The organism is Microvirga mediterraneensis, assembly GCF_013520865.1.
Classification (GTDB): domain Bacteria; phylum Pseudomonadota; class Alphaproteobacteria; order Rhizobiales; family Beijerinckiaceae; genus Microvirga; species Microvirga mediterraneensis.
In genome coordinates, this window is sequence record NZ_JACDXJ010000001.1 from 3,638,406 (window position 1) to 3,662,368 (window position 23,963).

The 23,963-nt window shown below is 65.1% G+C and carries 19 protein-coding genes and 1 pseudogene; 10 read left to right on the forward strand and 10 right to left on the reverse strand.

From position 1 onward, the window contains the following. Nucleotides 1-48: 48 nt before the first annotated feature. Complete coding sequence (recA, locus tag H0S73_RS17340) at nucleotides 49-1,143, reverse strand: recombinase RecA (protein WP_009489491.1); 1,095 nt, start codon at nucleotides 1,141-1,143, stop codon at nucleotides 49-51. A gap of 333 nt (nucleotides 1,144-1,476) precedes the next feature. Here recA and H0S73_RS17345 point away from each other — a divergent pair, with 333 nt between their 5' ends. The 3 genes from H0S73_RS17345 to H0S73_RS17355 are packed head-to-tail and all read left to right on the forward strand — an operon-like array spanning nucleotide 1,477 to nucleotide 3,633. Then, nucleotides 1,477-1,881, forward strand: coding sequence for a DUF350 domain-containing protein (locus H0S73_RS17345; protein ID WP_181053312.1), 405 nt, complete (start codon nucleotides 1,477-1,479; stop codon nucleotides 1,879-1,881). A 37-nt stretch (nucleotides 1,882-1,918) separates the two neighbouring features. Continuing rightward, on the forward strand, nucleotides 1,919-2,473 hold the full coding sequence (locus tag H0S73_RS17350) for a DUF1190 domain-containing protein (protein ID WP_181053313.1): 555 nt from the start codon (nucleotides 1,919-1,921) through the stop codon (nucleotides 2,471-2,473). Beyond that, on the forward strand, nucleotides 2,473-3,633 hold the full coding sequence (locus H0S73_RS17355) for a glutathionylspermidine synthase family protein (RefSeq protein ID WP_181053314.1): 1,161 nt from the start codon (nucleotides 2,473-2,475) through the stop codon (nucleotides 3,631-3,633). The genes H0S73_RS17350 and H0S73_RS17355 overlap by 1 nt, the downstream gene beginning before the upstream one ends. Nucleotides 3,634-3,659: 26 nt before the next feature. Here the strand turns inward: H0S73_RS17355 and cckA are convergent, their stop codons facing one another. After that, on the reverse strand, nucleotides 3,660-6,191 hold the full coding sequence (gene cckA / locus H0S73_RS17360; RefSeq protein ID WP_181053315.1) for a cell cycle histidine kinase CckA: 2,532 nt from the start codon (nucleotides 6,189-6,191) through the stop codon (nucleotides 3,660-3,662). A gap of 387 nt (nucleotides 6,192-6,578) precedes the next feature. On the opposite strand from cckA, the gene H0S73_RS17365 reads away from it, so the two are divergent. Then, on the forward strand, nucleotides 6,579-7,790 hold the full coding sequence (locus tag H0S73_RS17365; RefSeq protein WP_181053316.1) for a hypothetical protein: 1,212 nt from the start codon (nucleotides 6,579-6,581) through the stop codon (nucleotides 7,788-7,790). 71 nt (nucleotides 7,791-7,861) lie between these two features. Here H0S73_RS17365 and dksA read toward each other — a convergent pair whose 3' ends face one another. From dksA to H0S73_RS17385, 4 genes are all read right to left on the reverse strand, one after another. Beyond that, a complete protein-coding gene (gene dksA, locus H0S73_RS17370; protein ID WP_009489488.1) occupies nucleotides 7,862-8,281 on the reverse strand; it encodes an RNA polymerase-binding protein DksA in 420 nt (139 codons plus the stop codon). Between the two features lie 174 nt (nucleotides 8,282-8,455). Next, complete coding sequence (locus H0S73_RS17375) at nucleotides 8,456-9,442, reverse strand: YcjF family protein (RefSeq protein WP_181053317.1); 987 nt, start codon at nucleotides 9,440-9,442, stop codon at nucleotides 8,456-8,458. Further along, a complete protein-coding gene (locus tag H0S73_RS17380; RefSeq protein ID WP_181053318.1) occupies nucleotides 9,439-10,887 on the reverse strand; it encodes a YcjX family protein in 1,449 nt (482 codons plus the stop codon). The genes H0S73_RS17375 and H0S73_RS17380 overlap by 4 nt, the downstream gene beginning before the upstream one ends. A gap of 69 nt (nucleotides 10,888-10,956) precedes the next feature. Next, entirely contained in the window at nucleotides 10,957-12,021 is a 1,065-nt protein-coding gene (locus H0S73_RS17385) for a hypothetical protein (RefSeq protein ID WP_181053319.1), read from the reverse strand. Nucleotides 12,022-12,273: 252 nt separating this feature from the next. Here H0S73_RS17385 and H0S73_RS17390 point away from each other — a divergent pair, with 252 nt between their 5' ends. After that, entirely contained in the window at nucleotides 12,274-13,785 is a 1,512-nt protein-coding gene (locus tag H0S73_RS17390; RefSeq protein WP_181053320.1) for an MDR family MFS transporter, read from the forward strand. A gap of 10 nt (nucleotides 13,786-13,795) precedes the next feature. On the opposite strand, the gene H0S73_RS17395 is transcribed toward H0S73_RS17390, so the two are convergent. Next, a complete protein-coding gene (locus tag H0S73_RS17395) occupies nucleotides 13,796-14,047 on the reverse strand; it encodes a hypothetical protein (protein ID WP_181053321.1) in 252 nt (83 codons plus the stop codon). 201 nt (nucleotides 14,048-14,248) lie between these two features. Here H0S73_RS17395 and H0S73_RS17400 point away from each other — a divergent pair. After that, nucleotides 14,249-15,788 (forward strand): annotated as a pseudogene (locus H0S73_RS17400) (helicase HerA domain-containing protein). Nucleotides 15,789-15,893: 105 nt separating this feature from the next. Here H0S73_RS17400 and H0S73_RS17405 read toward each other — a convergent pair. After that, complete coding sequence (locus H0S73_RS17405) at nucleotides 15,894-16,715, reverse strand: class I SAM-dependent methyltransferase (RefSeq protein WP_181053322.1); 822 nt, start codon at nucleotides 16,713-16,715, stop codon at nucleotides 15,894-15,896. Between the two features lie 223 nt (nucleotides 16,716-16,938). Between H0S73_RS17405 and H0S73_RS17410 the strand changes: the two genes are divergently transcribed. The 3 genes from H0S73_RS17410 (at nucleotide 16,939) to H0S73_RS17420 (ending at nucleotide 21,074) form a co-directional block, all read left to right on the forward strand. Next, on the forward strand, nucleotides 16,939-18,792 hold the full coding sequence (locus H0S73_RS17410; RefSeq protein WP_181053323.1) for an ABC transporter ATP-binding protein: 1,854 nt from the start codon (nucleotides 16,939-16,941) through the stop codon (nucleotides 18,790-18,792). Between the two features lie 249 nt (nucleotides 18,793-19,041). Further along, nucleotides 19,042-20,478 carry a M20 family metallopeptidase gene (locus tag H0S73_RS17415; RefSeq protein ID WP_181053324.1) on the forward strand — a complete coding sequence of 479 codons (1,437 nt, stop codon included), beginning with the start codon at nucleotides 19,042-19,044 and terminating at the stop codon, nucleotides 20,476-20,478. Between the two features lie 71 nt (nucleotides 20,479-20,549). Further along, entirely contained in the window at nucleotides 20,550-21,074 is a 525-nt protein-coding gene (locus H0S73_RS17420; RefSeq protein ID WP_181053325.1) for a GNAT family N-acetyltransferase, read from the forward strand. Here H0S73_RS17420 and H0S73_RS17425 read toward each other — a convergent pair. Together H0S73_RS17425 and H0S73_RS17430 are read right to left on the reverse strand one after the other, a co-directional pair. After that, a complete protein-coding gene (locus tag H0S73_RS17425; protein WP_181053326.1) occupies nucleotides 21,071-21,595 on the reverse strand; it encodes a SixA phosphatase family protein in 525 nt (174 codons plus the stop codon). The genes H0S73_RS17420 and H0S73_RS17425 overlap by 4 nt on opposite strands. After that, nucleotides 21,595-22,443, reverse strand: a complete 849-nt coding sequence (locus H0S73_RS17430; RefSeq protein ID WP_181053327.1) for an AAA family ATPase — start codon at nucleotides 22,441-22,443, stop codon at nucleotides 21,595-21,597. Before H0S73_RS17430 ends, H0S73_RS17425 begins: the two co-directional genes overlap by 1 nt. 109 nt (nucleotides 22,444-22,552) lie before the next feature. Here H0S73_RS17430 and H0S73_RS17435 point away from each other — a divergent pair, with 109 nt between their 5' ends. Continuing rightward, on the forward strand, nucleotides 22,553-23,839 hold the full coding sequence (locus H0S73_RS17435; RefSeq protein ID WP_181053328.1) for a cystathionine gamma-synthase family protein: 1,287 nt from the start codon (nucleotides 22,553-22,555) through the stop codon (nucleotides 23,837-23,839). Nucleotides 23,840-23,963 lie beyond the last annotated feature (124 nt).

Consider the following 23,963-nt stretch of genomic DNA (forward strand, 5'->3'; position numbering starts at 1 on the left):
GTGCATGGCCTTATCGGATAACCGGATCCCACTTATCCGGGCCATGCATTACTCTGCGGAACCCTCGTCCAGGTCGTCGGCGGTCGGAGTCGCCTGCTCCAGGATGCGATCGGCGAGCAGGCCGGCGTTCTGGCGGATGAGCGCCTCGATCTTGCCGGCAACCTCCGGGTTGTCGCGCAGGAACTGCTTGGCGTTCTCGCGGCCCTGGCCAAGGCGCTGGCTGTCGTAGGAGAACCAGGCGCCGGACTTGTCGACGATGCCGGCCTTGACGCCGAGATCGATGAGCTCGCCCACCTTGGACACGCCCTCGCCGAACATGATGTCGAACTCGACCTGCTTGAAGGGCGGAGCGACCTTGTTCTTGACGACCTTCACGCGCACCGAGTTGCCGATCGGGTCGTCGCGATCCTTAAGCGTCGAGACGCGGCGGATGTCGAGGCGCACGGAGGCGTAGAACTTCAGGGCGTTGCCGCCCGTCGTCGTTTCCGGCGAGCCGTACATGACGCCGATCTTCATGCGGATCTGGTTGATGAAGATCACCATCGTGTTCGAGCGCGAGATCGAACCGGTGAGCTTGCGCAGGGCCTGGCTCATGAGACGGGCCTGAAGGCCCGGCTGGACCTCGCCCATCTCGCCGTCGAGCTCGGCCTTCGGGGTGAGCGCCGCCACCGAGTCGATGACGAGCACGTCCACCGCGCCGGAGCGCACCAGGGTATCGGCGATTTCGAGGGCCTGCTCGCCGGTGTCGGGCTGGGAGATCAGGAGATCGTCCAGGTTGACGCCGAGCTTGCGGGCATAAACGGGATCGAGCGCGTGTTCCGCGTCCACGAAGGCGCAGACGCCGCCCTTCTTCTGGGCTTCGGCGATGGTGTGCAGAGCCAGCGTGGTCTTGCCCGATGATTCCGGCCCGTAGATCTCGATGATGCGGCCGCGGGGCAGGCCGCCCACGCCGAGCGCGATATCGAGGCCGAGCGAACCCGTCGAGACGGTCTCGATTTCCACCGGCTGCTGGCCCTTGCCGAGCCGCATGATCGAGCCCTTGCCGAAGGCACGCTCGATCTGAGAGAGCGCCGCGTCGAGAGCTTTCGATTTGTCTTTATCCATTGATGAGCTTTCCACCAGTCTCAGGGAGGACTGTGACATGACCTAACATCCTTATGGCAGGAGGAAGAGTGAATCTCAACGCGGTGTTGAGAGAATATATGTACTCACTTTGTTCCTGTCCGCAAGTTCTTTTTTTGTTCCATTTGCAATTTTATCTATGGCTTGTCCAGGCGCTGTATAATCCCTCCACGTCGACTAAAGAAGCATTCTAAAACAGCAACTTAGGGAATATCCCTCCTGAAAGCGCCAAGCTTTGCGAGCGGTGAGAATGGGTCCGTTTGTCCTGTCTATCACTTTGCAAACCAAAGCCCTACGAATAATATATCAAAAGACACGCCCAACCGTGATGCGGCGCTTGTCCGGAGACACCTGATGCTTGCGTCCTCTCTGACCGGGCTTTCTGCCTTTGCCATATACCTTGTGACAGCCCTGGCCATGGTCGGCGCTTTTGGCACCGTCTATACGCTCATTACCCCGCATCGGGAATTTCACTTGCTCAGGTCCGGCTGCACGGCGGCCGTACCTGCCTTCCTGGGTGCAATCATCGGCTATGTGATCCCGTTAAGCGCCGCGATGAGGTGGAGCGCCAGCCTTGCCGACTTCGTTATCTGGGCCTCTATCGCAGCTTGCGTGCAGATCCTCGCCTATGGCGCGACACGCCTTCTCGTACCCGATGTCTCGAAGCGCATCAGCGCCAACGATGTCGCGGCCGGTATCCTGCTCGGCGGGATCGCTTTGGCCTTTGGCATGCTCAATGCGGCAAGCATGACCCCGTGAGACAAGCTCCTCAGCGGAAATGGCAAGGCACCTCTCCATGAAAAGCTCTACAGGCCTCAAGCTCACCCTTATGACAGGGGCCGCTGCAGCAGGCCTCTCGTTCTGCTCAGCCCCCCAGAAGAGCTTTTCCAACGTGGCGGAATGTGTCGGTGCCGGCAACACGGAAGCGCTCTGCCGTGGAGCCTATGAAGCCGCACTGGCCGAGCACGTACAATCCGCCCCCACCTTTGCCTCGCTGCAGGACTGCCGGGCCAATGTGGATGTCGATCAATGCATCAGCACGCTCAAACGAGATAGCAACGGTACCGTCAGCAACGTCATCGTACCGATGATGGCAGGCTATATGCTCGGTCAGAACGTGCGGGATGAGCGTGAGAACCAAGGCAGCACAGGAGGCGGTAGCGGCAGATATTTCTACGGTGGACGATCCTATGGCGGCGCCCCCCTCTACCAGTCCCGTAGGAATCCCGGAAACTATTGGACCGCTCCCGAATTGCGGACCTCCACGTTTCCATCGAGCCGCCCTAACGTCAGGACGGCGACCGTCTCGCGAGGCGGCTTTGGTGGACACTCGTCGTTCGGCGGCGGCTGATGCGGAGGCTCACCGTTCCACGGCGCCCGGATTGGGAAGCCAAGGCCAAGGCCTATGGCTTTCACTTCACCCACATGTATGGGCAGCTCTACTGGGACGAGAGCGCATGCTTCGCATTCACGCTGGACGAGATCGAGCGCGACATCGAAGACCCGAGCACCGAGCTTCATGCCATGTGCCTCGAGCTTGCGGACGAGGCTTCACGCGACGAAGGAATCCTTGATCAGTTGGGCATCCCGGAAGCATTCCGGGACTATGTCGCCGAGTCGTGGCGGCGACGCGATCCGACGATCTTCGGCCGTTTCGACTTAGCCTATAGGGGCGAGGGTCCTGCGAAGCTTCTGGAATACAATGCGGACACGCCGACAAGCCTCTACGAAACCGCCTTCTTCCAGTGGCTCTGGATGCAGGATGCCAAAGATTTGGGGATCATTTCTCCGGATTGCGATCAGTTCAATTCAATCCAGGAGAGGCTGATCGCCGCCTATGATCGTCTGCCCAAGCGCTCGATCCTGCATTTCGCCGGGTACGGCGGCGATGTCGAGGATACGGGCACATTGTCATACATGATGGACTGCGCCAGCCAAGGGGGACACGCGGTGAAGTTCATCGACATCACGCAGATCGGCTGCGATGCCGCAGATCGGTTTACCGACACTGATGACCTTGTCATTGACGTTCTGTCGAATCTCTATCCTTGGGAGTGGTTCTTCGAGGACGAGTTCGGCCCCAAGATTCCTTCGTCAGGCACGCGGATGATCGAGCCTGCCTGGAAAGCAATGCTCTCTACGAAGGCTATTCTGCCGCTGCTATGGGGGCGCCACCGCGGGCACCCTAATCTGCTGGAAGCATATTTCGAGGACGACCCGCGCAGCTCGTCCCTGATGAATTACGTCCGGAAGCCGCTTTTCTCACGCGAGGGCTCGAACATAACCCTGCACCGCAGTGGCATCGATCTGATGGCCTCCGATGGCCCCTATGGCGAGGGCGGCTGGATCCGGCAATCTGCCACTGATCTTTTCCAAAGCCCTGAAGGAGGCTATGCGGTGATCGGCAGCTGGATCGTCGACGATACGGCGTGCGGGATCGGCATTCGCGAAGACAGTTCACCGATTACAATGAACCTATCTCGCTTCGTCCCTCATATCATTGCCGACTAGCGCAATGGCGCAGCACACCGGAGAGCCTACCGCCCCATCGCCTGCTTCACGGTCTCGACCAGCTGGCGCAGGCTGAAGGGCTTGGGGAGGAAGTTGAAATCCTCACCTTCGGGAAGGTTCTTGCGGAAGGCTTCCTCGGCATAGCCGGAGACGAAGATCACTTTCAGGTCGGGGTAAAGCTTGCGCAACTCGCGCAGCAGGGTCGGGCCGTCCATCTCCGGCATGACAACGTCGGACACCACGAGATCGACCGGGGCGCCGCGCTCCTCGATGATCTCCATGGCCTCGATGCCGGAGGCGGCCTCCAGCACCGTGTAGCCGCGGGCGGAGAGCGCCCGGGCATTGACCGCGCGGACCGGGTCCTCGTCCTCCACGAGCAGGATGGTCCCCTGCCCGGTCATGTCGGCGGCTGGCTTCTTGGGCGCATCGGCCTTGGCTTCTTCGGGAGCCTCCTGGACCTCCGGGATATGGCGCGGCAGGTAGATCCGGAAGGTGGTGCCTTCGCCGGGTTTCGAATCCACGTCGATATAGCCGCCCGACTGCTTGACGATGCCGAACACGGTGGAGAGGCCGAGGCCGGTTCCCTTGCCCACTTCCTTGGTGGTGAAGAAGGGCTCGAAGATCTTCTCCACCACATCCGGAGTCATGCCCGATCCCGTATCGGACACCTCGACGACCACATAATCGGCCGGCGGCATGGCGCTCACGTTCAGCCGGGCGGCCTCTGCGGCCGAGATGTTCGCCGTACGGATTGCGAGCTTGCCGCCATTGGGCATGGCGTCGCGCGCATTGACGGCGAGGTTCACCACCACCTGCTCGAACTGGTTCACGTCGGCCTTCACGAACCACAGGTCGCGGCCATGGCTGAGATCGAGCTCCACCCGCTCCCCGAGCAGGCGCTTGAGCAGCATGGAAAGATCGTAAAGCCGGTCGTTGAGGTTCAGCACCTCCGGCCGCAGGGTCTGGCGGCGCGAGAAGGCGAGCAGCTGGCGCACCAGGCTCGCGGCCCGGTTGGCGTTCTGCTTGATCTGCATGATGTCCTGGAAGGACGGATCGGTCGGCCGGTGATTGGCCAGCAGCAGGTCGCTGTAGCCGATGATCGCTTGCAGGACGTTGTTGAAATCGTGCGCGACGCCCCCCGCCAGCTGGCCCACGGCGTTCATCTTCTGCGACTGGGCGAGCTGCTCCTCCACCTTGCGGAAATCGGTGGTGTCGAGGGCATAGAGAATGGCCGTCTCGCCGTCTGCGCCCGTATCGCCCACGGGCGTCACCCAGATCCGGACGGAGCCGCCGCTGTCGCCAGCCGTCTGAAGCTCCAGGGGCAGGATGTCGCCCCGGTTCTCCGCCGCCGCCTTGAGGGCGGCCTCGATCGGCCCGCGCTCGCGGAAACTGTCGAGAATCGAGGCTCCGGCGGCCCCGCTCTCCGCCATGCGGGTCAAGGCGCCGAACAACTTGGTGAAGGGTGCGTTGGCATGGACGATCCGCCCGGACCGGTCGACAGTCGCGATGGCAATCGGCGTGTTGTTGAAGAAACGGGCGAAGCGCACTTCCGCCGCCCGCTGTCCCTCGTCGACCTCTCCTCCCGCCGAGCGGTTGAGAACGAGCGTCCGGGACGGCCCCATCCGCCCGTCCTGCCCGAAGGCGATGCGGTGATACAGGCGCACGGGCAGGAACTGGCCGTTGCGGCGGCGCAGGTCGAGATCGAAGGTTTCCGTGCGAACGCTGCCCGGCTCGCCGGAGAACGACGTCATCAACGAGACCACGTCGCGAGGCACGATATCGGTGAGGTTCAGCCCGCCGGACCCGACCTGGGCGAGATCGTAATCGAGCCAAGACGCAAGTGTCGCGTTGAGGTAGATGATCGAGCCCTCGGGAGCGACCGACAGGAATCCCGCCGGGGCGTGGTCGAGATAATCGATGGCGTGCTGAAGTTCCTGGAAGACGTTTTCCTGCCGCTCACGCTCGTGCGTCACCTCGCTGATGGTCCAGAACGCAGCCTGCCGTCCGCTGGGACGCGGCACCGGGCGCACGCGTACGCGATACCAGCCGAACTCCTGGGCGCCGCTCAACGAGGGAGAGAGGCGGATTTCCTCCGTGCCCGGGCGATGCTCGCGCGCCGCCTGGGCAAGCCGATAGATCGCCTCCGAGACCTCGGGCGCGCCCATGAACAGACGCTCGACGGGACGTACTTCCCCACCCTGCAATCCTGCGATCGAGAGGTAGGATTCATTGGCGTAGGTGATGCGCCCATCGTCCTCGATCACCACGAGACCGTCGCCGGAGGTATCGGCCATGAGCTTGGTGATATCGTTTCGCGCCGTCTGACCGGAAAACTGCACGACGCCGATGGCCATGGCGAAAAGGAAGAAGACACCCGCCATGGCGAAGAAGGCGAGAAGTCCGAGGATCAGCGGCTGTGTCTGTTCGATGTCCAGGAACCGCAGGCTCAGGGTCGCGCCGACCAGAACGCCGGCCAGAAGCAGGACCCATCCGATATGGCCGGAACGGTCGGAACGGTCGATGGCCGCGCTCTTCGGCGTGTCGCCCTCGTAAGCCATGGAGTGTCAACTTCCTCAACGGAGGCGGATGCGCCTCAAGGCACAGGTTGCAACGTTGCAGCGATCCGCTCGATCTTCGTCGCTCATCTTACGCGCCAATTATTGATCGACCTCTAAGGCGGAGCCGTGAGCCGACGCAAGGTCCCAACGGCTCACAAACTGCCACGGCCATACGATTTCGCCATAGGAAATCCCTATTTTCCTTGATGAAGAGGGGATCAGACCCATTTTGGTCCCATCATCGAGGACCGTTCCTCATCCACATGCCGCGCCGAAAGCAGCGCTCGTTAACCATCTGTTAACCTTGTCGCTGGCTTTGGCGGTCAATGTGGTACAACCAACACAGAACCGGCCTGCAAAGGCCTGCACAACGCTTGAGAGTTCATCGTGTCATCTCTTTTCGGTATCGAAGCGTCACGGGCGGTCCAATTCGCGATTGCATTCGCGATCATTCTGATCCTCCTCGTGCTCTTCGGTGTAGTCTTCCGCAAGCTGACGGGCGCCCGCCTGATGATGCCCGGCAGCGGTCGCGGCAGCCGTCAGCCCCGGCTCGGCATCGTCGACGTTTACGACCTCGACCGGCAGCGGCAACTTCTTCTTCTGCGCCGCGATAACGTCGAGCACCTCCTTCTTATCGGCGGTCCCAACGACGTGGTCATCGAGACCAACATCGTCCGGGTTGCCGGAGCGCGCATTCCCGCCCCGTCCAACGATACGGGCATGGAGCGCTTCGAGCCGACCCTGGATCAGGCGCCCCGCCCGCCGCAGGTCGAGCCCGGTGGCCGGCCTTCCATCGAGAGCCAGCTCGCGGCCCAGCTCGGCACCTTCGTGCGGCGCCCTTCGGAGGAGTCGGATATCGATGAGGAACTCTCGCCCATCGCCACTGTGAGCGCCCCGATCCCGGCCCATCCGGAGCCCGTGCTGAAGCCCGATGCCGTTGCCGTCTCGGCCGCCCCGACCATCCAGGGCCTGCGCGCCGAGGCGAGGACGCCTTCCTTCCAGCATGCTCCGTCCGCTCCGGCACCCGCCGTGGAGCGCCCTGAGCCGCGCCCGTCCTTTACGCCTCCGCCTTTCCAATCCCGGCCGACGCCGGTTCCTCCGGCCCCTCCGGTGCAGCCCGAGCCGGTCCGCCCGCCCGAGCCGGCACCGGTCGAGCAGCATGCCGCTCCGTCGCGCCCGGGATCGGAGGCCGGCCTCCTGTCGGACATGGCCAAGCAACTGGAAGAAGCCCTGAAGCGTCCGGCGATCCCTGTTCCGCCCCCCCCGATGACCCCGGCGGAGCCCGTTGAGGCGACCAGGGATGATGAGGAGGTTGAGGCCGCTCAGACCGATGCGGAGCCCGTCGCCTTCGATAAGCATCGGGACGAAGAATCCGTCGAAGAGGAACGGGAGACCGCCCCGCCGGCCAAGCCCGTTCCGGCTCCGGAGCCCCCCCGGCCCGCGACGCCTCCCCCGCCCGTGACGGCTCCGCTTCCGCCTCAGGGGAAGGAGGCACCGGCCGCCTCCCAGAAGCCGACGGATCCGTTCTCTGTCGAGGATATCGAAGCGGAGTTCGCCCGCCTTCTCGGACGCCCCTTGGATCCGACCAAGAAAGGCTGACGTTTTCCAGAACGGTCAACGAAAAGGGGCCCCGCAAGCGGAGCCCCTTTTTTATTGGATAATGGAAGGTTTCAGTCGTCCCGGTAGACCCGCTCGTTTCGCTCATGGCGTTCCTGGGCCTCGAGAGAAAGCGTTGCGATGGGGCGTGCCTCCAGGCGCTTGAGGGAGATCGGATCCCCGGTCTCCTCGCAATAGCCGTAGGAGCCGTCCTCGATCCGCGCGAGGGCGGCATCGATCTTGGCTATGAGCTTGCGCTGGCGGTCGCGGGCACGAAGCTCGATGGCGCGGTCCGTTTCCGAAGAGGCGCGATCCGCAAGGTCAGGATGATTCTCGTTCTCGCTCTGCAAGGTAGCGAGGGTTTCCTGAGCCTCTTTGAGGATGTCGTGCTTCCAACGGATCAGCTTGCGCCTGAAATACTCCCTCTGCCGTTCATTCATGAAGGGCTCGTCTTCTGTCGGACGGTAACCCTCATCAATCACGATGTCTGTCATGTTCAGCCGTTCTTCCCCGATGAACCGTGGCGCCCCTATATAGGCAAGGAGGACCGGGGACAACGAGATTAAGCGTCATCGATTTGTCTAACGGGCACAGGCACCTCTTTTGCACCATGGAAAGACTGGGCCAGAACGATTTGCCGCACCTCTAAAGTATAGTCCGACGATGCGTTAAGAAGCGGCCGCCTCGGCCCGGCTGATCAACTCGCCGGCCACGTCGCCGATCTTGGGCGTCTCCTCGCGGATGAAGGGCAGCGGGCGGCAGACGGACAGGGCCGCGAGGCCGAACCGGGCGGTCATGAGCCCGTTCAACACGCCCTCCCCGAGCTTGGCCGAGATCCGCGCCGCGAGGCCCAATCCCAGAACCTGCTGCATGAGGCTGTCGCCCACGGCCATGCCTCCCGTGACCGCAAGGTGGTTGAAGGCGGCCTTGGCCAGCCGCAGGAATCCGAACAGGCCGGGCCGCCCGCCATAGATGCGCGAGAGCGTCCGCAGGAGCCGCACGGCGGCGAAGATCACGAAGGCCACGTCGACGATGGCCCGTGGGCTCACCGCCGTCACGAGCGAGACCTGCTTCGCGGCCCCCGCGATGGCCCGTTTGGCCTGGGCGTCGAGGGGGGCGAGAAGCTCGCGCTCGGCGATGGCGAGACGGTCGTCCGCATCGATGATTTCGTCGGTCAGGCCGCGCAGGCGAGCACTCCCCTGAGCCGCAGAGGCACGGCCGCCATAGAGGCTCAGGAGGTCGGACACGATCCCCTTCGCGGCCTTGTGGTCCTTGACCGCCAGGGCATCGATGGCGGCCTCGCGCAGGCTTTCGATCTTCTGCTCGCGCCAGATGCCCGCCACCTCGCGGCCGATGATGGCGAGGAAGGCGAGAACGGCCAGGACGGCGAGCCCCAGCGCGACCCAGCCGAGCCAGGGCGCCACGCCATAGAGATCGACGATCAGCTTCTCCACCGCGAGCCCGAGGCCCAGCAGGAGGAGACCCGACAGGGCGGAGAGCAGGATGCCGAGCCAGGGCGCGCGGCGCTTCTCGCCCATGGGCACTACGATGCCATCGGCGGCCTCGATGGCGTCGAAGGGCTCCTCCGTCACCTGGATGGCGCCGGCCGTGACGTTCGGGTCGTCGAGGCGGTAGGCGCGAGGTTGGCGGCTCATGCGAAACGATCCCCCAGCAGGAATTCAAGGGCCCGGTCGAGGCGGATATGGGGCATCCTGGCCATGCGGCCCGCCGCATCGACCGGCAGCTTCGGCGGGCGGAAGCGCGGAAACCGGAAGGAACCCGGCGGGATAGCTCCCTGAAAGACCGCCTCCGGCGTCTCCGGCAACTCTCCCGGAAAGATGGCGGCCTCCGCCTCGCCGTCGAAGATCTCATCCCCGACCCGCTCGCCGGCCTCGGGAATGCCCGCGACGGCGCGCAGGGTCTCGCGCCCCTCGCGGATGGTCGTCTCGCGGGTGGCGCGCACGGAAGCGAGCGCCACGGTGCCGACCCGCGCCCCGGCCGCTTCGGTCCGGCGCGAGGCGCGGTTGACGAGAAGGCGCAGGATCGCGTCCAGCCGGTCGTGGTCCGTGTGATGGATGTGATCGGCCTTGGTGGCGGCGAAGAGGACCCGGTCGGCCCGCGGCGAGAACAGGCGGGACAGGAGCGTGTTGCGTCCGATCCGGAAGGCCATCAGCACCTGGTCGAGGGCCTCCTCCAGCTCGGCAAGCGCCACCGGCCCCGCATCAATGGCCGCCAGCACGTCGACGAGCACGATCTGCCGGTCGATGCGCTGGAAATGATCGCGGAAGAAGGGCCGGACCACATGGGTCTTATAGGCCTCGAAGCGCCGCTCCATGAGGGCCGCGAAGCTGCCCGGCGCGATCGGCTGTCCTTCAGCCAGATCGAGCGGCGCGAAGGTGAGAGCGGGCGAGCCTGCCAGATCGCCCGGCATGAGGAATCGACCCGGCGGCGTGGTCGCCACGGCCTCGGAATCGGCCCGCAGGACGGTGAGATAATCCTTGAAGGCTTCGCTCGCCCGCGACGCGAGCATCTCGTCCGAAGCACCTGCGGGGTCGAGGGTTTTCAGGGTTTCGTGCCAGCGCCCTGCCGCCGCGATCCGGTCGCGCTTGCGGCTCGCCTCGATGGTCTGGCGGGACCATTCCGCATAGCCGGCGTCGAGGAGCGCGAGGTCGAGCAGCCATTCCCCCGGATAATCAACGATGTCGAGGGCGAGCGAGGCCGGCCCCGTGCGCCAGCCGGACTTACGCTCGTATTCCACATCCACCCGCAACTCGCTGGTGCGGTTGGTGGATTGCGGCCAGCGACGGCTTTCGGTGAGAGCCGCCATATGCTCCTCATAGGGGAAGCGCGGCACCGCGTCGTCCGGCTGGTGCGCCAGATGCGCCCGCCGGATGCGGCCCTCGGCCGAGGCCCGGAAGGCGGGCAGGTTCGTGCCGCGCGTGAGGTGATGCACGAGGGCGGTGGTGAACACGGTCTTGCCGGAACGGGCGAGACCCGTCACGCCGAGGCGGAGAGAGGGCTGGATCAGCTGCCCGGAGACCTCCCAGAGAGATTGCGCCGCGGACCCGGCGCGGGAGGCGAGATCGGTAATGACAGACACGAAGATGAACCCAATTCTCTCAAGCCAAGCTCGTAGGTGGGGCTTGAAGTCCTAACCTGCAAGGCAGCGTCAGCGCTCCAGGTGCTGCGGCGGCACCTGGGAGAGGTGCGCCTTTTTCTCCTCCGCCCCCTCCTTCAGCCGGGCGGCCGCACGCTCGATCGCCTCCTCCACGAGATCGGGGCTGGCGCGCAGGGTCCCCAGTTCGAAGGATGACATGGCGAGCATCACATGCGTGAGGTTCGGTTGGGGCGTGCCGTCCGGGGCGAACAGCTTGAGGTCGTCACTCGGGCCCAGGCCAAGTCCTTCGACCATCCGGGTCGCATAGTTGCGGTGGCGCTGCTCCTCGGATGGACAGGCGGAGGCCACCTGGACTTTCGGGGCCGGTCTGGGAGCGGCCGACGTCGTGGTCGTCGGCTCCTTCGCGGGCTCGCGACGGACGAGGGCCGTTGGCTGACTGGACGGCTTCGGCTTCTCGCCCATACCCTCGGCAATGCTCGGCACCCGGTATTGCGGGGTCCTGGGCGCCATCGGAATCACGATGGAGACCCGCCCCTGTTTCCCGCCGGGACCGGCCTTCGCCGTGTATCGTACCGCGCCCCCCTTCTTGCGCCGCGATGCGAGATATTGCGCCCGCACGGTCCCGCCGATGCCCCGCACCGCCAGCAGCGCGATGTCGCCGAGGCTGGTCGCGACGTTGCACTCGGCCGGCGCCCAACGGCGGACGATGTCGAGAGCGGATTTGCGGTTGAATTCGAGATAGTAGCGCCGCAACAGGGTGGCGGCGGCATCGGCTCCATGATCGGCCGACGCGAAGCCCACATGGCCTTCGCCGTCCGTGGCGAGCTCGCCGTTCCAGCGGGCGCTCTTGATGCACCAGTAATTGTTGAGCTTCACGCAGCGCGTCACGAAGGGCCGTTCGGCTCTGAAGAAGGCCACCATGGCCACGACGGGCTTCGGCTCCAGGGAACCCATGGCCTGACGGCGCCAGTTGGTCACCTCTCGGGTTGCCGGCTCGTAGCGCGCCTGGCTGGCCTGGACATCCTTCACGGGCGAGGCGGCCTCGTCCGCCTCGCCGGGCGCCAGGGCGCGCAAAGCGAGGGCGAGGGCGAGCGCCAGGATCGTCTGTGGCATCATGATGATCAGCCCCCGCTTCCGCCGGACACGATGGAAAAGCTTCCAGACAGAACGATGATGGAGCCGCTAGGTTCAGTCTCAAGATCCGGACCGTCTTTTCCGCATCGGACGCACGCGGGCCGATGGCCCCAGGCCGAATCCGCCGATCAATCCCGACGATGGAACGAACCTGACCTGAGAGCATATCTGACTTGCAGTAGAAGTCCGGACAGAACGGCCCGTTCTCCTCTAGATGGGTTTTCCCGGAACGCGATGGACATAATGGATCAACCACCGAACGAGAGCGTGCGGGACAACCCGGCACCCGCCCTGAGCCACACCGAAATCCGCACGATCATTCTCGGCGTCATGCTGTCCATGTTCCTGGCGGCTCTCGACCAGACCATCATCGCGACGGCTCTCCCGACCATCGGCCGCGAACTCGGCGACCTTGAGCACCTGCCCTGGATCGTGACGGTCTACCTCCTGACCTCCACGGCCGTGACCCCGCTCTACGGCAAGTTCAGCGATTCCTACGGCCGGCGCGTGACCATGCTGATCGGCATCGTGATCTTCATCATCGGCTCCATCGCCTGCGCGCTCGCTCCCAACATGATCTTTCTCATCCTGGCGCGCGGCCTGCAGGGCATCGGCGGCGGCGGGCTCATCGCGCTGGCCCAGACCATCATCGCCGACATCGTCGCGCCGCGCGAACGGGGCCGCTATCAGGTCTATTTCGCCAGCGTGTTCATGACGTCGAGCCTGCTCGGTCCGGTCCTGGGCGGCTTCTTCGCCCAGCATCTGCACTGGTCGGTCATTTTCTGGATCACCCTGCCGCTCGGCCTCTTCGCTCTGACCATCGCCTTCCACTCCCTGAAGAAGCTTCCCCGCTTCGAGCGCCCGCACCGCCTCGACCTCCTCGGCGCGCTTCTCCTCGTGGCGGCCACCGTCGCGCTGCTGTTGGCTCTGAGCTGGGGCGGGCTGCGCTACCCCTGGGCCTCCCTGCCGATCCTCGGGCTCTTCGCAGCCTCCGCGGTGCTCTGGATCCTCTTCGCCATCCGCATGCGCCTGGCGCCGGAGCCGCTGATCCCGCCGGGCGTGCTGCACAACCCGGTGGTGCGCATGGCCGTGCTCGCCGCCTGTTTCGGCATGGGCACCTATATCGGCCTCACCATCTACCTGCCGGTCTATTTCGAAGCAGTGCGCGGCCTCTCGGCGAGCCTGTCCGGACTTGCCCTCATCCCGCTCATGGCCGGGACCGTCGTCGGCGCGACGATGTCGGGCCGGAGCATGGCGAAGGTGAAGCACTACAAGCGGCTTCCGACCGTGGGCCTCATCGTGGCGATGGCCGCCACGGGCGTGCTCGCCCTGTACGGCCAGTCCCTGTCCATCGTGACCGTCGAGATCATCCTGGCCGTGATCAGCATCGGCCTGGGCACCGTCCTGCCCGTCACCATGGTGACGACCCAGAACGCGGTCGCCCCCCACCAGATGGGAACCGCGACGGGCACGGCCAATTTCTTCCGCTCCCTCGGCGGCGCCTTCATCGTGGCGATCTTCGGGGCCATCGTGCTCGGCGCATCGGGCATCGGCGGGGCCGCGAGCTTCGAGTCCCTGGGCGCGGTCGCGGCCCAGAGCGGCGTCGACCTGGCGGATGTGTTCAGCTACGTGTTCATGGCCGCCGTCGTCGGCTTCGGACTCTCGCTGGCATTCCTTCTCGCCCTTGAGGAGCGGCCCCTGCGCGGCAGCGCGGTCAAGGCCGCAGAGGCCGTGGTTGCCGACTGAGCGCCTTCCCTCATCGACGGCGATGGCGAAGCAGCGTCCAGAGGAGCGAACAGGCGAGAATCAGCAACAGGAAGGCGCCCACCGTCGTAAAGACCGTATCCGCGCGCGAGGCGCCGGCCGGCGGAAGCATCGGCCCGTCGGGATCCTCCTGGAAGATGGAGCGCCCCGCCGCCACCTTGAGGGTTCCCGCTCCGCTGCCTCCCTCCTCGAACACAGCCGGGACGGCGTGAAAGGCGGGCCTGACGGAAGGCTCGACGGGCATCGATCCTCTCCTGCATCGAGGACGGCGGGTCTCCTGAAAGTTAATGACCTGGGGGCGGCCCGGTTTCGCCCGGCCTGCGGCGTCGTGGCTGGGGACAGCGCATTTCGCCTGTGGAGGACTTCACGTTCTCCGGCACTTCCTTAAGCCTTGCCGTGTTAGGACCGTGCCCGATCGTTTTGAGGTATCGCAAGAGGGAGGCTGATGAAGGTCGGCATCGACATGGGGTTGGCGTCCTCCGCCCCCGGGGGACAATCGGCATTGCTCGATCTGGAAGAGCTTCTGGCGACGCGTCTGCTCGTCCAGGGCAATTCCGGCTCCGGCAAGTCGCATCTCCTGCGCCGCCTTCTCGAACAGAGCGCCAACCTCGTCCAGCAGGCCATCATCGACCCCGAGGGCGATTTCGTCACCCTGGCCGACAGGTTCGGCCACGTGGTGGTCGATGCATCCCGCAGCGAAGGCGATCTTCAGCGCATCGCCGCCCGGGTGCGCCAGCACCGGGTCTCCGTGGTCCTGAGCCTGGAAGGTCTCGACGCGGAAGCGCAGATGCGCTGCGCGGCGGCTTTCCTCGGCGGCCTCTTCGATGCGGAGCGCGATTACTGGTATCCCATGCTCGTGGTGGTGGACGAGGCCCAGCTCTTCGCCCCCGCCGCCGCAGGCGACGTGTCGGACGAGGCGCGGAAGGTGTCCCTCGGCGCCATGACCAACCTCATGTGCCGTGGCCGTAAGCGCGGATTGGCCGGCATTATCGCGACCCAGCGCCTCGCGAAACTCGCCAAGAACGTGGCGGCGGAGGCCTCCAACTTCCTCATGGGCCGCACCTTCCTCGACATCGACATGGCGCGCGCCGCAGACCTTCTGGGCATGGAGCGCCGTCAGGCCGAGATGTTCCGCGACCTCGAGCGCGGCCACTTCGTGGCCCTCGGCCCCGCCCTGTCGCGCCGCCCGCTGCCGATCCGCATCGGCGCGGTCGAGACCTCGACCCGCACCGGCACGTTCAAGCTCATGCCCCTGCCCGAGCAGCCGAAGGAAGAGGCCCGCGATCTCATCTTCAAGGCCGGCGAGGACGAGATCGCTGCCCGCCCGGTCATGCCCGCCGCGCCCCGCCGCCTCCGGCCCCTCCACGAACGACCTCCTGGCCCAGCTCGCCCGCACGAGGCCTGCCGCCGCGCCGGAGCCGCAGGTGGAGGAAACCGAGCAGTCCAAGGCCGAGCGCGAGACCGCCCTCGATGCGATCCTGCGCGAGATCCTGGACGATCCGGAGGCCGCCTTCCGGTCCGTGGCCGTGCTCTATCAGGACTTCCTCGTCCGCTGCCGCATCCGCCGCGTCTCCGGCGAGCCGCTCAACCTCAACGCCTTCCGCCGCCGTCTCGCGGTCGCCCGCGCGGGCGTCGACACGGCGACCGCCGACGGCTCGGAATGGGACCGTGCGGTCGCCTTCGCGGCCGATCTCGCCGAGGACATCCAGGGCGTATTTCTCCTCATCGCCCGCGCGGCCATGGAAGGCAGCCCCTGCCCGCCTGACGGCGAGATCGCCCGCGCCTGCGGCAGCCGCTCGCCCGGACGCGCCCGGCGCCTCATCGCCTATATGGAAAGCCGCAACATCGTCGTGACCCGCAACGATCCGCGCGGCCTGCGCATCATCGCCCTCCCCGATCTCGGCTGGGAAACCGGCCCTGGCGACCCGAACGCCTTCGAGGAGCCCCAGGCACCCGAAACGCGTGACCTCTTTGCGATGGGGTAGAGAACGCCCCCTTCGGCCCAAAAGCTGCGACGGAGCGCCCAGCGCCAGGTCAGAGACTCTGTGCCAGGACACTCTCGCCAGGGCATGGCGAGCCTTCAGGAGAAATCATCTCTTCCGGCAAACGGTCTCGATCAACGCAATCCGGTTCTCTTCAAGGTTGCGGCGCTGGTTTGCGGCCATTGTCTTGAACTCAGGACCCATCAGGAGAACGAAGCTGACGGGGGGCGGGCCGTTCTCCTGAAGACGGCGGTCCACTTCAATGAACCAGTCCCGACCTGCTGCCGTCGTATCCTGCCAATACTCGACCTCGAAGCCGGCCTGTTCGAGCAGGCTTCGCAACTCCGCCGGCGTAACCAGGTGGCTGATCGAGGGGTCTCGTGCCCATGGCACCGGAAAGATGACCTCCCCACCGGATCCTTGCAGCACATCGTAGAGGGCAAACACTCCACCGGGCTTCAGGACGCGAAAGGCTTCCCGGTACATTGTCGCCTTGTCCGGAATGTTCATGGCGACGTGCTGCGTCCAAGCGATGTCGAACGATCCGTCCGGAAATGGAAGATCGAGAGCGTTCGCCTGCTGATATGTGACATGATCGCCAAGACCGACCCATTCCGCCAGTTGGCGCGCAGTCCGGCAGTATTCTTCCGTCAGGTCGACACCTGTGACATGGCAGCCATAGGTCGCGGCGAGTGCGCGTGAGGCCCCGCCCAAGCCCGAACCGATGTCGAGAACACGGTCTGTCGGCGCTGGCTTGATCCTGTTGGCCAGTTCGAGGGTCGCTTGCCGTCCCCGAATATGAAACTCATCGACGGCTGCAAGATCAGGAGGTTGAAGGTGCGCGAGGTCCTTCCCCGCCCGTTGGAGAGCCTCTCCAATAGCCTCGACCAGATCAGGGCGCGTGTAGTGCTCCTCGACAGCGACATCCATGCTCGCCTCCCTCAGAACATCCCGGGAGGATGTCACGGGTCATCAAGTGGAGTAAATCATCCTTCCGAGCACGGCGAACCGTGCATTTTCAGCCCACCGAGGTGGCTATCGCGGCCCACCAGGTCCTCAACTTCACGCGATCGTCACCTCTAGGACAAAGATCACTGCATCATTGCGCCCCCTTGGTCTCGTTGATTCGAGCCAAAGCCGATGAGATGCGCCGATGTTCCGCTACTTCGAGACCCGGATCGACTTTTCCAGAAAGCCCCCAGAGGAATCGCCGCCGGACAATCTCTGGGGCTTCTACTGGCACTTCATCGCCCAGGCGAAGGGGCTGTTCGTGGCGCTGTTCGCGCTGGGCTTCGTGCTCGCCGTGGTCGAGGCGCTCGTCCCCTGGCTCATCGGCCGTCTGGTCAATGCCATCTCGCATACCTCGCCCGAAGGCATCTTCCATGAGGCCGGGCCGCTGCTGATCGGCATGGGGGCGATCATCCTCCTGGTGCGGCCGTTCGGGACGATCCTGTTCCGGCTCCTGGTCAACCATTCCCTGGCAGTCTCCTTCACCACCATGGTCCATTGGCAGAACTACTGGCACGTGGTGCGCCAGCCCTTGGGATTTTTCCAGGAGGATTTCGCGGGACGCATCGCCAACCGGGTGCTGCAGACGGGCCGCCCCCTGCGCGAGACGATCCTGTCGGTGGCGCGCGCCGTGTGGCAGATCCTGATCTTCGGCGCCGCCTCCATCGGGCTTCTGGGCACGCAGGACTGGCGGCTCGCTTTGCCCATGACCGGGTGGTTCGTTCTCTATGCGACCCTGCTCGCCGTGTCCCTGCCGCGCATCCAGAAGCTGTCCCGCACATCGAGCGAGGCGCGCTCGGCCGTGACCGGCAAGGTGGTGGACAGTTTCACCAACATCATGACGGTCAAGCTGTTCGGACGCCGCAAGGACGAGGACGACTACATCAAGGAAGGCTATCGCTGGCTCAACGACGCCTTCATGAGCCAGCAGCGCGTCAACACGCTCTATGTGGCCGGCCTCACCTTTCTCAACGCGGTCTTCCTGGTCTCCACCGGCGCCATGGCGGTGTGGCTCTTCAGCGCGAACCGCATCGATGCGGGCACCCTGACCACCGCCCTGCTTCTCTCCACCCAGATCGTCTCCATGTCCGGCTGGGTCGCCTTCGAGGTCATGGGCATCTTCGAGAATGTCGGCACGGTGCAGGAGGGCATGAAGACGATCTCGCGTCCGCTGACCATGCAGGACAAGCCGGACGCCAAACCCTTGACCGTGACGCGCGGCGAGATCCAGTTCGATCACGTGGACTTCTCCTATGGCGACGGCGACAAGGTCATCGACCGGCTGAACCTGATCATCCGCCCAGGCGAGAAGATCGGCCTCGTCGGGCGCTCCGGCGTCGGCAAGACGACGCTGGTCAACCTGCTCCTGCGCTTCTTCGAGCCGCAGGAGGGGCGCATCCTGATCGACGGCCAGGACATCGCCGACGTGCGCGAGGAAAGCCTGCGCTCGCAGATCTCCGTGGTGACGCAGGATACCTCGCTGCTGCACCGCTCCATCCGGGAGAACATCCTCTACGGACGGCCTGCCGCGGGTGAGGACGCCATGCGCGAGGCGGCACGCCAGGCTCACGCGGCCGAATTCATCGAACGCCTCGCAGACGGGCGCGGGCGGCGCGGCTTCGACGCCCATGTGGGCGAGCGCGGTGTGAAGCTCTCCGGCGGCCAGCGCCAGCGCATCGCCATTGCCCGGGTGATCCTCAAGGACGCCCCGGTCCTGGTCCTGGACGAGGCGACCTCGGCCCTGGATTCCGAGGTGGAGGCCGCGATCCAGGAATCGCTCGCGACCCTCATGGAGGGCAAGACCGTGATCGCCATCGCCCACCGGCTTTCCACCCTGCAGCTCATGGACCGCCTGATCGTGATGGACGATACCCGGATCGTCGAGGAAGGCACCCACGAGGAGCTTCTGGAGAACGGCGGTCTCTATGCCGGCCTCTGGTCGCGCCAGTCCGGCGGCTTTCTCCCGGCGCGCCGGGGCGTGGCGGACGAGGCGGTTTAGACGAATGTCGGCATCGCCTCGTTTCAGGACGTGTGGCTCGCGGAATGCGACACCCTCGGACGTCATGGGCGGCCTCGTCCCGACCATGACGAAATCGAAAAGTGCGGTCAGACACCGAGGATGCCGCAAAAATAAGGTAGTGCTTTTCCGACTGATCCGACCTGCGGCAAGCGAATGCCCCCTCCCTTCCCTATCAGCATGAACCTGATAGTGTTCGCGCCGGCCTCCTTATCAAGATAAGATAACATTATGCAGAACGACCGCCTGAGCCTCGATGCCATCGCCCGTCACGTGGATGCCAAAGCCGAAGATTATTGCGCATTGAGCGATCGGATCTGGGCCGCGCCGGAACTCGCCTTCGAGGAGCATCGCGCCGTGGCCGAGCAGGTCGCCATGCTGGAGCGCGAAGGCTTTCGCATTGCGAGGAATGTCGGCGGCATGGCGACGGCCTTCGTGGCGGAATGGGGGTCTGGCGGGCCCGTCGTCGGCATTCTCGGCGAGTTCGATGCCCTGCCCGATCTGGCGCAGGAATCCGGCCGCACCGAACATCGCCCGACCATGGCGGGCACGCCGGGCCATGGCTGCGGCCACAATCTCCTGGGAGCGGGGTCCGCCCTGGCGGCCGTCGCCCTCAAGGATGCGCTCGAGGCCGAGGGGATCGCCGGGACCGTGCGCTATTACGGCTGCCCGGCGGAGGAGAGCGGATCGGGCAAGACCTTCATGGCCCGGGCCGGGCTGTTCGACGATCTCGACACCGCCTTCTGCTGGCATCCGAGCGTGGTGAACGAGGTCCAGACCTCCTCGTCGCTCGCCTGCATCCAGGCCTATTTCCGCTTCAAGGGCCGCGCCGCTCATGCGGCGGAGGCTCCGCATGTGGGCCGCTCCGCGCTCGATGCGGTGGAATTGATGAATGTGGGCGTGAACTACATGCGCGAGCACATGCCCTCGGATGCGCGCGTGCATTACGCCACCACCAACGCGGGCGGCAATGCGCCGAACGTGGTTCAGGCCTTTGCGGAATCGCTCTATCTCGTGCGTTCGCCCCATCTGCCCGATACGGAGCGTCTGTTCGAGCGGGTGAAGAAGATCGCCGAGGGCGCGGCCCTGATGACGGAGACCACCGTCACGGTGCAGATTACGGACGCGACCTCGAACGTGCTGCCGAACAAGGCGTTGCAGGAGGCCATGTACGAGCACATGCGCCGCCTCGGCCCGCCCGATTTCGACGCGGCCGATTTCGCCTTCGCGGAAAAACTGCAGAAAGCGGCCCTGACGGATGAGGAAATCGTCGCGAGCGTCAAGCCGCACGACCTCTCCCTCCGGACCAAGGTGCTGCACGACGGCGTGCTGACCATGCCGGTCCGCGAGGAGGTGATGATGGGCAGTACCGACGTGGGCGACGTGAGCTGGATCGTGCCGACGGTGCAGTGCCACACGGCGTGCTTTGCCATCGGCACACCTTTCCACACCTGGCAGCTCGTGGCTCAGGGCAACCTGCCGGCCGCGCACAAGGGCATGGTGCTGGCCGCCAAGGCCATGGCGGCAACCGCCGCCGATTGCCTGCGCAATCCCGACCTCATCGCCCGCGCCAAGGCGGAGCTGAAGGAGCGCAATGGCGGCCGCGAGTACCGCTGCCCGATCCCGGACGACGTCACGCCCGACGATCTGCGCGCCAAAGCAGCCTAACTCAATGAACCCTCCGCTCCGCTTGATTGTGACGGGGTGGAGGGCTCTTTCTCAATGAACCGTTGGAATCCATGTCCGCGAGCTTTTCCATCCGCCCTCTCCGACCGTCGGACGCCCGAGCCTATCGGGATCTGAGGCTGGAGGCCTTGCAAGGCAGCCCGGAGGCCTTCGGCTCCAGCTATGAGGAGGAGGCGCCGCTGCCGCTGGAGACGATCGAGGCGCGCATCCCCACATCGGGCCCGAATGCGATCTTCGGCGCCTTCGCCGGAGAGGCCCTCGTCGGCATGGCGGGCTTTGCCGTCTATGAGCGCGTGAAGGCCCGGCACAAGGGCGTCATGTGGGGCGTCTTCGTGAGGCCGGAATGGCGCAAGCAGCGCGTCGGAAAGGCCCTTGTCCGTCAGGTGATAGACCACGCCTCCCGGCATGTGATCATGATTGAGGCGGCGGTGGGCCTCGCGAACGAGAGCGCGCGGCGCACCTATCACGGCCTCGGCTTCACGCCGTACGGCGTCGAACGCAAGGCGATCCGCATCGGCGACGTCTTCCACGACGAGGAGCTGCTGTACCTGGACCTGCCGCAAGCCCAGGGCGTCTAATCGTCCTCGCCGCTCCCGAGGGATTTCGGCGTGACGAAGCGTTCGAGCCGTCCGGATTTGTGCGCCACATCGGCCCAATCGTCCAACGCGAAGTCGATGACGGCGAGACCCGCGGTCGGGTATTTCTGGCCGAGCCGCAGGATTCCATCCATCTCGCCCTCGCCGATGAGGAGCTTCGCCAGCTCCTCGAAACCGGGATTGTGGCCGATCAGCAGAACGGTGCGGGCCTCGGGCTCCACTTCGCGCAGGACGTCCAGCAGCCTTCCGACCGGAGCCTCGTAGATCCGCCCGTCCCGGCGCATCTCGATCTCGCCGAGGAACGGCTGGACGCGCTCCCAGGTCTCCTGCGTCCGCCGCGCGGGCGAAACGACGACGAGATCCGGCTCCAGCCTCTCGCTCTTCAGGTAGTTTCCCATGACGAGGGACGCCTCCTGCCCCCGCTTCGCGAGGGGGCGGTCGAGGTCCAGCGTGCCCGAGGGCCAGGCAGCCTTGGCATGGCGAAGAAGCAGGAGACGGAGCATCAGCGTCCTTCCCTTCTGGCGATGAAGGCGAGCTTCTCGAACAGGCTCACATCCTGCTCGTTTTTCAAAAGCGCCCCATGGAGCGGCGGGATGAGCTTGCGGGTGTCGCGCTCGCGCAGCTGCTCCGGGCCGATATCCTCGGAGAGCAGGAGCTTGAGCCAGTCGAGCAGCTCGGATGTGGATGGCTTTTTGCGCAATCCCGGCACCTCGCGCACGTCGAAGAAGATCTTCAGGGCCTCCTCGACCAGGCGATGCTTGATGCCGGGGTAATGCACCCCGACGATCCGGGCCATGGTGTCGGCGTCCGGGAACTTGATGTAGTGGAAGAAGCAGCGGCGCAGGAAGGCGTCCGGAAGCTCCTTCTCGTTGTTCGACGTGATGATGACGATAGGCCGCCGGGCCGCCTTCACGGTCTCGCCCGTCTCGTAGACGAAGAACTCCATGCGATCGAGTTCGAGAAGCAGGTCGTTCGGGAATTCGATATCGGCCTTGTCGATTTCGTCGATCAGCAGCACGGGCCGCGCCTCGGAGGCGAAAGCCTCCCACAGCTTGCCACGCTTGATGTAGTTGCGGATGTCCGTCACCCGGCTGTCGCCGAGCTGGCTGTCGCGCAGGCGGGAGACGGCGTCGTATTCGTAGAGCCCCTGCTGGGCCTTGGTGGTCGACTTGATGTGCCAGGTCAGGAGCGGAGCGCCGAGGCTCCGGGCGATCTCCTCGGCGAGGACCGATTTGCCCGTGCCTGGCTCACCCTTCACCAGGAGCGGCCGCTCCAGGGTGATGGCGGCATTGACCGCCACCGTAAGATCCTCGGTCGCCACATACGAATCCGTCCCGGCAAAACGCGCCATTCTTCCACCATTCCTTCCAATGATCCCGAACCTATGACCTCACCCCACCTTTCGGCAATCGCCCTCATAGGTTAAGCCCATGACAAACGAACCGGGAGGATACTGACCTATGGCTTACAATCGCTATCACAAGGACCGAATCGGAAATCACAAGCTGCACCCTGAGACCCTGATGCTGGGCTACGGATACGATCCGACCCTGTCGGAGGGAGCGGTGAAGCCGCCGGTGTTCCTGACCTCCACCTTCGTGTTCAACAGCGCCGAGCACGGCAAGGAATTCTTCGATTACGTGGCGGGCCGCCGTGAGCCGCCGCAGGGCGAGGCGGCGGGCCTCGTCTATTCCCGGTTCAACCACCCCAATTCCGAGATCGTCGAAGACCGGCTCGCCGTCTTCGAGGAAGCGGAAGCCGGTCTCCTCTTCTCCTCCGGCATGTCGGCCATCGCGACGACGATCCTGGCCTTCGCCCGGCCGGGCGACGTGATCCTCCACTCGCAGCCCCTCTACGGAGGCACCGAGACCCTGATCGCCAAGACGCTCGCCAACATGAGCATCGGGGCCGTGGGCTTCGGCGACGGCGTGGACGAAGCCGGCATCAGGGCTGCAGCCAAGGAAGCTCAAGGCAAGGGTCGCGTCTCGGTCATCATGATCGAAACGCCCTCCAACCCGCTCAACACTCTAGTGGACATCGCCCTGATCAAGAGGATCGCGGACGAGATCGGCCAGGCCCAGGGGCACCGCCCCGTGGTCATCTGCGACAACACCCTGCTCGGCCCGCTCTTCCAGAAGCCCCTCGAGGACGGCGCCGACATCTCGGTCTATTCGCTCACGAAATATGTGGGCGGCCATTCGGACCTGATCGCCGGCGCGGCGCTGGGGTCGAAGGACCTCATGAAGACCGTGCGCCTGCTGCGCTCGGCCATCGGCACCCAGCTCGATCCCCATTCCTGCTGGATGCTCGGCCGCTCGCTCGAAACGCTCGCCCTGCGCATGGAGGCGGCGAACCGCAATGCGGAGATCGTCGCCAAGTTCCTGCATGAGCACCCGAGCGTGGTGAAGGTGCACCACCTCGCCTACCTGCCGGAAGGCTCGCGGGCGAAGGAGGTCTATGAGGCACAATCCGACGCGCCCGGCTCCACCTTCTCCTTCGATGTGAAGGGCGGCGAGGCCGAGGCCTTTCGCGTCCTCAACGCGCTCCAGGTCTTCAAGCTGGCGGTGAGCTTAGGGGGCACGGAATCGCTGATCTCGCCCCCGGCCTCCACGACCCATTCCGGCGTGCCGAAGACGACCCGCGACCGCCTCGGCGTCTCCGACGCCACGATCCGCGTCTCCATCGGCATCGAGCATCCCGACGATCTCGTGGCGGATCTGGCGCAGGCGCTGTCCACGTTGGGATAAGGACGTCGCGTCCTCCGTGTCGTTCCTGGCCGGAGATGGCGGAGCCATCGGAGGAGAAGGGAAACCATGAGCAAGCGCAGTGCTATGGATCCCCTTCCCTCGCTTCGCTCGCCGGGGATGACAC